Origin of the sequence: Novosphingobium lindaniclasticum LE124 (assembly GCF_000445125.1) — a bacterium.
Classification (GTDB): domain Bacteria; phylum Pseudomonadota; class Alphaproteobacteria; order Sphingomonadales; family Sphingomonadaceae; genus Novosphingobium; species Novosphingobium lindaniclasticum.
Map to the genome: position 1 here is coordinate 17,407 of NZ_ATHL01000151.1, position 11,976 is coordinate 29,382.

12 protein-coding genes are annotated in these 11,976 nt (G+C 67.1%); 6 read left to right on the plus strand and 6 right to left on the minus strand.

Translation table 11 applies throughout. The features are described from left to right. Position 1: 1 nt before the first annotated feature. The 3 genes from L284_RS45185 to L284_RS45190 are packed head-to-tail and all read left to right on the plus strand — an operon-like array spanning position 2 to position 2,263. The gene (locus L284_RS45185; protein WP_021236030.1) at positions 2-973 is read left to right on the plus strand and encodes a type II secretion system F family protein; all 972 of its coding nucleotides are present in this window, start codon (positions 2-4) and stop codon (positions 971-973) included. A gap of 1 nt (position 974) precedes the next feature. Beyond that, positions 975-1,796: a tetratricopeptide repeat protein gene (locus tag L284_RS0125005; protein ID WP_021236031.1), complete on the plus strand. Its 822-nt coding sequence runs from the start codon at positions 975-977 to the stop codon at positions 1,794-1,796. Beyond that, on the plus strand, positions 1,796-2,263 hold the full coding sequence (locus L284_RS45190; RefSeq protein WP_021236032.1) for an A24 family peptidase: 468 nt from the start codon (positions 1,796-1,798) through the stop codon (positions 2,261-2,263). The genes L284_RS0125005 and L284_RS45190 overlap by 1 nt, the downstream gene beginning before the upstream one ends. A 10-nt stretch (positions 2,264-2,273) precedes the next feature. Here the strand turns inward: L284_RS45190 and L284_RS48580 are convergent, their stop codons facing one another. Further along, a complete protein-coding gene (locus L284_RS48580) occupies positions 2,274-2,663 on the minus strand; it encodes a M23 family metallopeptidase (RefSeq protein WP_021236033.1) in 390 nt (129 codons plus the stop codon). A gap of 455 nt (positions 2,664-3,118) precedes the next feature. Then, the gene (locus L284_RS45200) at positions 3,119-3,337 is read right to left on the minus strand and encodes a hypothetical protein (RefSeq protein ID WP_021236034.1); all 219 of its coding nucleotides are present in this window, start codon (positions 3,335-3,337) and stop codon (positions 3,119-3,121) included. 220 nt (positions 3,338-3,557) lie between these two features. Here L284_RS45200 and L284_RS45205 point away from each other — a divergent pair, with 220 nt between their 5' ends. Genes L284_RS45205 through L284_RS45215 form a run of 3 tightly spaced genes read left to right on the plus strand, consistent with a single transcriptional unit; the run spans position 3,558 to position 7,159 of the window. Continuing rightward, a complete protein-coding gene (locus tag L284_RS45205) occupies positions 3,558-4,721 on the plus strand; it encodes a PepSY-associated TM helix domain-containing protein (RefSeq protein WP_021236035.1) in 1,164 nt (387 codons plus the stop codon). Then, positions 4,721-4,903 carry a hypothetical protein gene (locus L284_RS45210; RefSeq protein ID WP_021236036.1) on the plus strand — a complete coding sequence of 61 codons (183 nt, stop codon included), beginning with the start codon at positions 4,721-4,723 and terminating at the stop codon, positions 4,901-4,903. The genes L284_RS45205 and L284_RS45210 overlap by 1 nt, the downstream gene beginning before the upstream one ends. Positions 4,904-4,948: 45 nt before the next feature. Next, positions 4,949-7,159, plus strand: a complete 2,211-nt coding sequence (locus tag L284_RS45215; RefSeq protein ID WP_327194227.1) for a TonB-dependent receptor — start codon at positions 4,949-4,951, stop codon at positions 7,157-7,159. Between the two features lie 83 nt (positions 7,160-7,242). Here L284_RS45215 and bdcA read toward each other — a convergent pair whose 3' ends face one another. The 4 genes from bdcA to L284_RS45235 form a co-directional block, all read right to left on the minus strand. Further along, complete coding sequence (gene bdcA, locus L284_RS45220; RefSeq protein ID WP_021236038.1) at positions 7,243-7,956, minus strand: SDR family oxidoreductase; 714 nt, start codon at positions 7,954-7,956, stop codon at positions 7,243-7,245. Positions 7,957-8,092: 136 nt separating this feature from the next. Beyond that, positions 8,093-10,279, minus strand: coding sequence for a TonB-dependent receptor (locus tag L284_RS45225; protein WP_021236039.1), 2,187 nt, complete (start codon positions 10,277-10,279; stop codon positions 8,093-8,095). After that, entirely contained in the window at positions 10,276-11,472 is a 1,197-nt protein-coding gene (locus tag L284_RS45230; protein ID WP_081674195.1) for a PepSY-associated TM helix domain-containing protein, read from the minus strand. Before L284_RS45230 ends, L284_RS45225 begins: the two co-directional genes overlap by 4 nt. A 77-nt stretch (positions 11,473-11,549) precedes the next feature. After that, positions 11,550-11,948 carry a hypothetical protein gene (locus tag L284_RS45235; protein WP_235054602.1) on the minus strand — a complete coding sequence of 133 codons (399 nt, stop codon included), beginning with the start codon at positions 11,946-11,948 and terminating at the stop codon, positions 11,550-11,552. Positions 11,949-11,976: the final 28 nt, after the last annotated feature.

An 11,976-nucleotide genomic window follows, 5' to 3' on the forward strand; every position in this document is an offset into this window, starting at 1 on the left:
TATGTTGAACCTGCTCGTCGGCAATACTCTCGTCCGCCTTCTGGCCCTTGGGCTGGTCTTCGCGATCGTCGCCGGTCTCGTGCTCACGATCCTGCTGATGGTGAGCCAGCGCGCGTTGGTCCGCCAGCAGCTTGACACCCTCAGCCGCAGCACGCTCGATGCGCATAGGCCGGTTTCGCTGCGCCGAGGCAGCAACGATGCCTGGTCGCGGCTGGCCGACCGCATCGAGAAGACCGGCCTCAACCTTGCGGACACCAAGGGCGACGCCCTGCGCGACCTGATGGTTTCCGCAGGCTTCGAATCCCCGGCGGCGCCGCGCGTCTACACCCTGCTTCGGCTCGTCCTGGTGATCGTGCTGCCGCTCGGCGTCATCGTCCCGCTGCTGCTGGCCGGGACCGAGATGAGCTACTTCAAGCTCTACCTGCTCGGCGCAGGGCTGGCGCTGGCGGCGCTCTATGGGCCCAACATCTACGTCCGTTCCCGCGCGGCCGGACGGCGCCGCGACGTGCTCAACGGCTTCCCGGACAGCCTGGACCTGATGCTCGTCTGCATCGAGGCGGGCCTCGGCCTGGAGGCGGCGATGGACCGCGTCGGCCGCGAGATGGTCGCGTCCCATCCCGCGGTCGCGCAGCTTCTGGTCACCGCCACGCTGAGCCTGCGGGCCGGCGCCTCGCGGGAGATGGCGCTGCGGGGCATGGCGGACCGCGCGCGGCTGGACGAGATTTCATCCTTCGCCACGATGCTGATCCAGTCCGACCGGCTCGGCACCAGCATCGGTTCCACTCTGCGGGTCTATGCCGCCGAGATGCGCGAGAAACGCAGGCTCCGCGCCGAAGAGCGCGCGCACCGCATCCCGGTGCTGATCTCGGTGCCGCTGGTCGCCTGCCTGCTGCCGACGATGATCGGCACGCTGATGCTGCCCGCCGCGATCCGCGTGGTGCGCATTCTCATTCCGCAGATGATGGGAGGCTGAGATGAAGGTGAAGCCAGTCGGTACGCTCTGCATGGCGCTCGGGATGTTGCTGCCGCTGACCGGATGCAGCGGTGCGCTGAAACTGTTCGGACTGCGGCATGACAGCCGCCCGGAGATTGCGGTCCGCCCCATCGGCGGCACACGATCCCCAGCCGGCGCTGCCACTCGCCAGGGACGCGAAGACCTTGCCGCCGGGCGGATCGGCGCCGCAATCGCGCAGTTCCAGGTCGCGCTGGCAGCGGGCGAACCCGTCGGCGCGGCCGCCAACGGTCTGGGCGTGGCCTATGCGCGGCTCGGCCGGTTCGAGCAGGCCCACCGCTTCTTCTCCGAAGCCCTCGCCATCGAGCCCGCCAACGCCAAGTACCGGTCCAACCTCGCGCTGCTGATGCGCTCGCCCCTGATGGCCGAGCGTCACGCCGCCGACCTCGCCGCCCAAATCGCGCCGGCCGCCCTGCCCGAAATTCCCCGCCGCTCCGTCGTACCCGGCGCACTCACGCGGATCTCGCGCGGCGCCGTCGCCCTGCGCACAACCGGCCGCGCAGCGCCGGGACGCGGGCCGCTCCCCCGGACGGGCGCATCGGGCAGCGAGGGATTTCATCCGCTCGTGCGCATCGAGTTTGCAGACGTTACCGAGGCGCTTCCAACGAAGCCCGAAATCGCACCCTCCGCTGCAGCCGCCGAGACTGAGTCGGTAATGGCGCCGAAGCCCCCGCCGGTACCGCGCCGCACGGTTCACCTGAGCGCCGATGCGCGCGGCTTCAAACCCCTTGTCCATATCGAGCTTGGCGGTCCCGCCGTATCCTCCAGCAAGGAGCAACAGTGATGGCAGTGACATTCTGGGCCGGTCTCGCGCTGCTTCTTCCAGCCTGCCTCCATGCCGCATGGTCCGACCTGTTCCGCCGCCTGATCCCGAACCTGCTCTGCCTTGCGACCGGGCTGGCGGGCCTTGCATGCGCAGGAGTTCTGGGCGGAATCGATGCGCTCACCAGCCACGCCGCCCATGTTCTCATCGCGCTGGCCGGAGGAATGCTGCTGTTCCGCCTGGGCATGGTCGGGGGCGGCGATGCCAAGTTCTACGCGGGCTGCGCGGGCTGGTTCGCCCTGCCGCAGGGGCCGGGCCTGCTGGTCTATGTCGGGCTGGCCGGCTTCGTCCTGTTCCTTGGCTGGTTCACCATCCGCCGCATCCAGCGCCGCCCTATCCGCGCCGCCTCCGACCGTCCCTTCGAACGCCTGCCCTACGGCCTGGCGATCGCCGGCGGCACATTGCTCCTGGCGTTCGACCTGATCTGAGAAGGCGCTTTCAGCGCCCGAGCGTTCCTGAAGGATCGATCGGGCGCCCAAAACGCCGCAGCTCATAGTGCAGATGCGGCCCGGTCGATCGACCGGTGGAACCCACGAACCCGACGAGTTCGCCCGAACGGACATCCTCTCCCGCCATCACGCCAAGCCGCGAAAGATGCGCATAGCGCGTCTGCAACCCATTGCCGTGATCGATGGTGACGGCAAGCCCGTAGCCGCCGCTCCACCCCGATTGCACGACGCGGCCCTCAGCCGTCGCGAAAACGCCGTCGCCCTCCCTCGCCGCCAGATCGATTCCGGCATGAAAGCGCATGCCTCCCAGCGAAGGATGCGGGCGCATGCCGAAACCGCTCGTCATGCCCCGGCTGCGCACCGGCACGCCGGCCGACATGTCTCCTGCAACAGGCGAGAATGAACTGGACCTGATCCTCGAGAGAGGCCGCAACCGCGCGCCTTCGACAGTATGCACTGTTCTGGATACAGGCGATGTCGCGGACATGCTGCGGGAAGGTCGATCGAAAAGGGGCGGCCCCTGACCGGACAGGTCCTGCTCCCGTCCAATCGTGATGTGCGCCGCAGCGCCAAGTTGATAGGCTTGGGCAGCATCGTCGGCGAGCGCGGACGATGGAACCATTATCCTGGCGATGATACAGGGGGCAATCATGAAGCGGACGATCATACCGACCCCTCAGTCTTCGGGCAGTACTTACGATAGGCCTCGCAGGTCGAGAGGTCGATAGGACTGAGGGATAAGTGCTGTGCCAATATGATCCAGCGGTCTCCCGAACGGGCTTCCTCTGATTACCCCACGCTCTTGCCATGCCGCGCTGGCACGGCAGCGGATCTCTAAAACGCTTTCCGGAGCGGTGAACAGCATCGCCGCCCGGCCGCACGCGTCAGCAGCGTCGAGGTGACGTCGCCGGGCACTTCGGCGAGGGTGCTCGGCTCGGCAGGGTGATCGCTGGAGATCACCCGGCCGGCGTCATGCGCGAGTGCGGCAAGGGCGAAGCGCAGATCGTTGATGTCTTGCGCCCCTGCGGCGGGCGGAGTGTCTCGTTCGCTCATCCTGTCCTCCTGCCTCGGAAGAGCAGTATGTGCGCTCGGGAGGTCATTCGATCCATCCATTCGAACCAGCAAGATCGCTAAGTTTTACCTTCTTGCGGCAACTGGGAGGATCCTGCGACCGACGCAGGCCCTGCCATTTCCCACAATGCGCCGAGTTGACAGACTGGAGACGGCTTCTTAAGGCGAATGATAATCGTTCGCAATTGTAGTCGCGGCTCTGATGACAAGTTCCACCATCCGCATCTGGTATCTGGTCCACAAGTGGACCAGCCTGATCTGCACGGCTTTCCTGCTGATGCTGTGCCTCACCGGGCTGCCGTTGATCTTCCACGATGAAATCGACCGGATGAGCGGCAACGCCCCGGCATTCGGCATGCCGGACGTCGGCTCGAGCGGCACGACGCCGGGCCTGCTGCCGCTCGACGAGATGATGCGCAGGGCCCTAGCGTTCCGTCCCGACGAAGTGCCGGTGTTCATGGCGTTCGACAATGAATCGCCGTCAATGACGATCACCACCGCCCCTCGACCCGACTCCCCCGGATCGGAGATGACGATCCAGGTCTTCGACCGCTCCACCGGCCGGCGCATCGGCCAGGAGGATGAGAGCGGGGTCATGCATTTCCTGCTCCAGCTCCATACGGACATGTTCCTGGGGCTGCCGGGGATGCTGTTCCTCGGCGCGATGGGACTGCTGTTCACGGCGGCCCTGATCTCGGGCGTGGTGCTCTACGCGCCGTTCATGCGCAAGCTGGCTTTCGGCACCCTGCGCACCTCGCGCAGCGCACGGCTGAAGTGGCTGGATTACCACAACCTTATCGGCATGGCCGCGCTGGCCTGGATGACGGTCGTGGGCCTGACCGGGGTCGTCAACACGCTGGAGAAGCCGATCAACAAGTTGTGGCAACGCAACGAACTGGCGGCGATGACGCGGCAGTATGCGGGCAAGGAGGCGCTGGCGCCATCGCGCTACGGCTCGCTGGACAAGGCGATGGCGCAGGCGCGCAAGGCCTTGCCCGGAAACAACCCGCAGTTCATCGCCTTCCCGGGCGGCAGCTTCAGTTCGAAGCATCACTATGCGGTCTTCTTCCAGGGCGACACGCCGCTGACCGAACGCCTGCTGACGCCGGCCCTGATCGACGCGGAGACCGGCGCTTTCACCGCCGCGCGCACGATGCCCTGGTACAACAAGTCGCTCTCGCTCTCGCGCCCGCTGCACTTCGGAGATTACGGCGGGCTGGTGCTGAAGATCCTCTGGGCCGTGCTGGACCTGTTCACGATCGTGGTGCTGGCCAGCGGCCTCTACCTGTGGCTCGGCAGGCGCCGCGCCTCGGCCGCCGCGCATGTGCGCGAGGTCGAGAGCGGCGGCGCGGCGGAGCCGGCCTGATGAAGCGACCGCCTCAGAGACTGCGGGCGATCTTCGCCGCGCCGGCGGGGATCGGCGTGCTGAGCAGTGCCGCTCTCGTCCTGGCCCTTACCGGGGACGGCTGGCGCGACGCGATTTCCTGGGCCGGCCTTGCCGTACCCGTACTCACCGTGGCCTGGGCGATGACGTCCCGCCGCTCCTGAACTTCCCGCGCATCATGCCGAATCGCGCCAATCGAGGGCTATTTCGTGATCAAGAACCGCTGCCGACCTGCCTTTGCCGTCATGGGCGGTGCATCCGCGCTCGCCCTTGCGCTTCCGGCCCATGGGCAGGACGCCCGGCAGGGGCGCGACGACGGCGATATCATCGTAACCGCCCAGCGCGAGAACCAGACCGGCGTCACGCACGGCGGTAACATCGGCGTGCTGGGCAACAAGGCGGCAGAGGACGTGCCCTTCGCAGTGAAGAGCTACAACGGCGCGCTGATCCTCAACCAGCAGCCGCAGACCCTGGGCCAGGTGCTTGACAACGATCCTTCGGTGCGCACCAGCTACGGGTTCGGCAACGCGGCCGAGCAGTTCGTCATACGCGGCTTCGCCCTGGCCGGCGACGACATCGGCTTCGACGGTCTCTACGGCATCACTCCGCGCCAGTTGATCGCGCCGGAACTCTATGACAGCGTCCAGGTGCTCAACGGCTCCAGCGCCTTCCTCAACGGTGCCGCGCCGGGTGGGACGGCCATCGGCGGCAGCGTCAACCTCATCCCCAAGCGCGCAGGCGACAAGCCGCTGACCCGGCTGACGGCGAACTATACGTCGCACGCGCACTTCGGCGGCAGCTTCGACTTCGCCCGGCGCTTCGGCTCCGGCGGCGAATGGGGTGTGCGGATCAACGGTGCCGCCCGGCGCGGCGACGTGGGCATCGACGACGAGTTTCGCAGCGCCTACCTCCTGGGCGGCGCGATCGACTACGACAAAGGCCCGCTACGCCTCTCGCTCGACCTTGCCTATCAGAAAGTGCGCGTGAACCGGCTTCGCCCCAAGCTGACGCTGCCGGCCTCGATCACCGCGATCCCGAGGGTACCGAAAGCCGACGCGAACTACGGCCAGCCGTTTTCTTTCACCAACTTGCGCGACATCTATGGCCAGTTCCGTGCCGAGTACGACCTGTCGGACAATGCCATGGTCTATGCCGCTTTCGGCGCGCGCGACGGGTCTGAGGACGGCTTCTACAGCAGTCTGACGCTGCTTGATGCCACGACTGGAAATGGCACGGTTTCGGGCTCTCGCATCCCACGCACCGACAACAACGAGGCGGCGCAGGCGGGAATTCGCGTGAAGCTGGCGGCAGGGGGCATCAGCCATGAGTTCAACCTGGGCGCCTCGCTGAACTGGCTTGTCAACCGCAATGCCTATGAGTTCTACGCCGTCTCGACCGGCACCAACAACATCTACGATCCGGTGACCGTGCCGCAGCCTGGGCAAGTCAACTTGCGAGGCGGCAACATGGCTGATCCGTTCCCGATCTCCCGCACTCGCCTGATGAGCACGTTTGCTTCCGACACCATCGGTTTCTGGAACGATCGCATCCTGTTGACCGGGGGCCTGCGCCTTCAGCAGATCGTGGTAAAGTCCTATGCGGCAAATGCCGACCCCAAGCTCAATATTCCCCAGGGCGGCCTTTCTGGCGAATACGACAAGGACGCGGTCACGCCGGTGATCGGCCTGGTGGTGAAGCCCGTCGAAGGCATCTCGCTCTATGCCAACCGCATTGAGGCGCTGGTGCAGGGCGCCACGGCTCCGGCCATCAGCGGCGGCTATAACATCGTCAACGTCGGCGAGGTGCTCGATCCTTACAAGTCGACCCAATACGAGGTCGGCGGCAAGCTGACGCTGGACAGGGTGACGGCCAGCCTTTCGTTCTTCACCACCGACCGGGCCACGCAGATCCTGGTCCCGGTGGACACGCCCGCGAATTCCGCTCGCTTCGAGGCATCGGGGCTCCAGCGCAATCGCGGCATCGAACTGAGCATCCAGGCCGAGCCCGTCGAAGGCCTGCGCATCATCGCCGGCGGTTCGGTGATCGATGCAAGGCTGCGGCGCCAGACCAACGGCTTGAACGAGGGCAACAAGGTTGCCGGCGTTCCCGAATACCTCCTCAACGGCAATGTCGAGTGGGACCTGCCGTTCGTGCCCGCCCTGACCCTGACCGGCAGGATCGTCCACACCGGCGAGCAGCCGGCGAACAACGCCAACACCCTCGAACTTCCAAGCTGGACACGCTTCGACCTGGGGGCGCGCTATGTCGCACTGGTGGGGGATCGACCGCTGACGCTCCGCTTCGGCGTCGATAACGTCGCCAACAAGCGTTACTGGGCAAGCGCCTTCGACACTTCGCGCCCCGACCTGCTGCAGGGCGCGCCCCGCACTTTCAAGCTCTCCGCCTCGATCGACCTCTAGGCCTTGCAAAAATGGCCGGGCGGCGCGGGCAAAGCGCCCGCCCGGCTCAAGCGGAACGCGGTTTTCGCCGCATCCCGCGCCAACTAGGCGCCGAAGCCGCCGTCGATGGTCTGCATGGATCCGGTGATCATCGCGCCGTGGGGGCCGGCGATGTAGGCGGCGAGTTCGGCGATTTCGGCCGCCCGGGCGTGGCGCTTGATCGCCATGAAGCTGTGCATCGTGGCCGCCATCGGCCCGTCGGCCGGGTTCATGTCGCTGTCGGTCGGTCCAGGCTGGATGCTGTTGACGGTGATGCCGCGCGCGCCGAAGTCGCGGGCCAGGCCACGGACCATGCCCTGCATCGCTGATTTCGTCATCGCGTAGGCGGCGCCGCCAGCGAAGGGCATGCGGTCCGCGTTGACCGAGCCGATGATGATGATGCGCCCCTCGTCGTTCATCCGCCGCGCCGCTTCCACCGCGGCGTGGTAGGGCGCGCGGACATTGACGTCGATCATATGGTCGACGGCGTCGGCATCGAGCGTCAGGGGATCGCCCAGGACCAGAGTGCCGGCATTGACGACAAGGACGTCCAGCGCGCCCTGCGCCGCCACCGCTGCAATCAGGGCGTCACGGTCGGCGCTGTTCGCCTGGAGGGCCCGCGCGCCGGTCTCTGCGGCCAGGCCCTGGGCGGCCTCCTGCGATCCGGCGTATGTGAAAGTGACCGAGGCCGCCGCCGCGCGGAAGCGGCGGACGATCGCAGCGCCGATGCCGCGGCTGCCACCGAGCACGAGGACATTCTTGCCGTTGAACGCGTTCATGAACTGTCTCCTTCCGGTTCCGTCGCCAGCGGGATGGATCCTGGGGAAAGCCGGGCCGCTCGCGCCGTCGGGGAGGCATGATGCCGATCAATTGCCGCCCCTTCCAGACCTCGATGACGGCCGCTGCGCTTTCGCTTCAGAAATGCGCGGCCAGTGACGCTTCGACGCTGCGCGGGGCGCCGATATAGATGTCGTTTGCGCCGTAGCCGGAATATTCGCCGTAGAAGGCGTCGGTCAGATTGCGGCCGCGCAAGGCAAGGGTGAGCTGCTCGGTGATCGTCCACGATACGGCGGCGTCGAAGGTGGTGCGCCCTTTCACCAGGACCGTGTTGGCGGTATCGGTGTAGAACCCGGAGACGTGGCGGACGAAGCCGCTCAGCGTCACCGGCGCGGCCGCGAGCCGATAGGCGAAGTTCGCCGCCGCCGTCGTCGAAGGGACGTTCACCGGCCGATTGCCGGCCCGGTCGAACCCGCCCGCCTCGATCAGTTCGTCATAGCGGGCATCGGCATGGCTCATACTGGCACCGAGCGTGAGGCGGTCGGTGATGGCCGCGCCCAGGCTCAGTTCCACTCCGCGAGAGGACTGCGTTCCGCCCTGAACCGTCAGGGTGGGATCGTTGGGATCGCGGGTGATGATGTCGTTCTGGACGATCCGGTATGCCGCGCCGGTGACGGTGAGGCGCTGGTCGAAGGCGGCGAGCTTGAAGCCGCCTTCGTACGAGTACCCCTTCGTCAGCTTGAACCGCGTATTGGCGAGCGGCATCAGCAGGATCGAGGAAACCGGACTGACCGCATTGGTATATTGCCCGTAGAGCGTCAACGCCGGAGTGAGCGCGTAGCTGCTCCCGAGGCGCCAGGAGATCGGCCTGTACACCGGATTGGCGCGGGTGACGACGCTGGGCGTGACGAGATAGTCGGTGGAAGCGCGATCGAGATCCAGGTGGTCGTAGCGGAACCCGCCTACCAGCAGCCATGCGGGCGTCAGGTTCAGCGCGTCCTCGGCAAAGAGGGAAAAGGTACGCAGCCGGGAATCGAAATTTACGTTGGACGCGCGGTACTGGCTGCCGTCGACCGGGAAGGTGCCGAGGATCGGGGCGAAGGGATCGACCTGCGGGACCAGGCTGCTGGTGCTGGTCTCCCGGAGGCTCGCCAGGTCTGTGTGATTGTATTCGGCCCCAACCGTGAAGCGATTGCGCAGGCCCGCGACGGTGCCTTCGTTGCCAAGCGCCGTGCGGACGTTCCAGAACTCATGGTCATGGTAGAACCGCGTCAGACCGCGCTGGATGCTGCCGCTCGGGAATGCGGTGCTCGGCGCCAAGAAAGTGCGAGTGCCGTTGTTCACGAAAGCGCGGTCGGCGGTGTACCACAGCAGATCGGTCCCGAGCGACCACCCACCGCCAAGCCTGAGGTCTATACGCGAGCGGATCGTGGTGTCCTCGGCTCCCGAGTAGCCGCCCCGGGGCGTGTAGTTGCGGCGGCGCGCCGCCTTGTCGACGACCATCCCATTGCCGGTGGCCACCGCGTGACTGGGATCGCGGGCATAGGCCAGCGGGATCAGCACCGCGCCTTGATAGGCACTGTCGGCGCGGTCGCTATAGTGATCCACCGCCAGCAGGATCGAGAGGTCGTCGGATGGCCGGAACAGCAGGCTGGCGGTGAGGCCGCTCGCGCGCGTCTCGTTGTCGTCGATGTCATAGAGGCTGCGGGAATGGAGGTAGCTGGCGTCGGCGCGCAGGGCCAGTTTGTCGGAGAGCTGGTAGTTGACGCCGCCGGCGGCCGACAGGGTATCGAAGCTGCCGTAGCTCAGCAGGGCATCCATGTGGTGGCCGTCGAAGCTTGGCTTGCGCGTCACTTTGTTGATCACGCCGCCCAGAGCGCCTTCGCCGAACAGCACCGAGGCCGGGCCCTTGATCACTTCGATCCGGTCGAAATGCCAGGTGTTGGTGTCGCGTTGGACCACGGTGGAGGAGGAGATGCGCACGCCGTCCTGCAGGATCGAGACGACATTGCCCGCGAAGCCGCGCATGCTGACGACCGCCGGATTGCCGGGGGCGTTCCCGGCGATCGCGCCCGGAACCTCGGCGAAAGCCTCACGCGCGGTGCGCAGGCCGCGAAATTGCAGATCGGCCTGGCTCAGGGTCTCGAGGCTGGCGGGCGTCTCCCGCACGGTGAGGTCGAGGCGGCTGCCGGCGTCGCTGTGCTGCTCCAGCTTCAACGGGTCGCGCTGGGCGGTGACGGTGATCGTGCCGCCGGCCGGCGCCTCGTCCGCGAAGGCAGGCGTGGCGATCAGGCAGGCGGCGATGGCTGCGTGTGGAACTTTCAAGATCTGCTCTCCATGGGATTCATTGCGGCCCGCGCGGCGGTGCGGCGGCGCCAGTGAAGAAGGCCGGTGACGAGGAGCCCGGCAGGGCAGAGGCCGAGGATCACGGCGAGAATGCGGGTGGGCAGGCCGCCGACAGATCCGTCATGCAGCACCCGGATCCAGCCGATAGCGGTCGTCGCGGCGTTGCCCCGGCGTATGTCCTGCACGGCAAGGATGCGGGCGTCATGCTGGTCGACGAAGACATAGCTTCCGGGAAACCGGCGATGCGGATCGCCGGGAACCTGCACGCGGATGCGGAACGGCTCCGCACCCGCCGGCGGGACGTCCACGAAGGCCAGGCGCCCCTCCGGCAGGATCCGATGCGCGGCCAGGAGAGCCTCCGAGGGGGCGATCTGCCTGCCGGACGAAGCCGCCGAGCGGGGGCTCGGAACGTCGTCCGGAACGGCGATCGCGGCGGCGAACAGGGCCGTGCGGATCTCCGGCAGGGCCAGCAATGCGCCGGTGGCCGACAGCACGATGAGCAGCACGACGCTCCACAGCCCCGTCAGCTTGTGGAGGTCGCGCAGCCGGCGCTGGGGTCCGGCGCCGCGTTTGAAGGCCACGGCCTTGCGCCAGGTGCCACGCGGCCACCATGCGGCGAGGCCGGTTGCGAGCAGGGCCAGAACGGCATAGCCCGACCATCCCACCACCTGCCGGCCCGGCTCGCCGGCGAGAAGGTCCATGTGCAGATCGTAAAGCCAGGTCATGAGGTAGCTTCCCCAGGGCTCGGCCCGGACGACGCGCGATCCGTCGGCGGAGAACCAGACCATCAAGCGCGGGGCATGGTGACCGGCATGGCGGGAGGCCGGATAGAAGCGGGCGGGAATCATGCCGTCTTCCCCGGTCGCCTCGAACGACCACTTGCCGGGGGCGCCCTTCCAGCGGGCGCGTCCGGCGGCCAGGGCGCGGTCCCATGCAGAGGAGGTCCAGGACGGTGCCGAGGCCGCTTCCGTCCGCGCGATCGCGGGATGGAGGGCCTTGTCGATCTCGACATAGAAGACCAGCGCCGACCCGGTAAGACCGAGCAGGGCGAAGACCAGTCCGAGACTGAGCCCCAGCCAGAGATGGACATGGCGCAAAAGCGGGCGCGGCCTCAACGGGCTCGCGGATCGTGAACGGGCGCGCTCAGCGGAGCGCCATCGGGCAGCAGACATGCAAGGGAAGCTCCGGCAAGGGCCGGAAGATCAGCGCGCAGGCGCCTCCGGCCGGTCCGACAAAACGCTCTGGTTCGTCAGATCAGCGCCGGTGGGCCGCGCAAGGGCGGGCGAAGATGGGAAAGGCGCGCCGCAAGCGCGAGGCGGATCGGCGCGAAGCCGAGCGCCAGGATGAAGGCGATCGCGAGCGCGAGGAGGACGGGGTCGGCCCCGCCGAGGGAAGCCATCGACAGCGCGCCGTAGGGGCACTCGCCCTTGGCAGGCTTTCCGGGGGTCTCGTCCTTGGCCGATTTCACCGGTATGGAGACCTGGGTATCCGGCCCGGCGCCGCTGGCGTCGTGACAGATCTGCACGGTGATCGTCCGGCTGTCCTGCGCGATCATGTAGCCGCTCGGCACGGCGATCTTCAGGCATAGCGCCAGCGCGATGAGCCCGAAGGCCAAGGCGCTGTGCTGCCTGAAGAAGGTGCGGAGCATGTCCATCGGGAACGAGCACTAGCCGTGG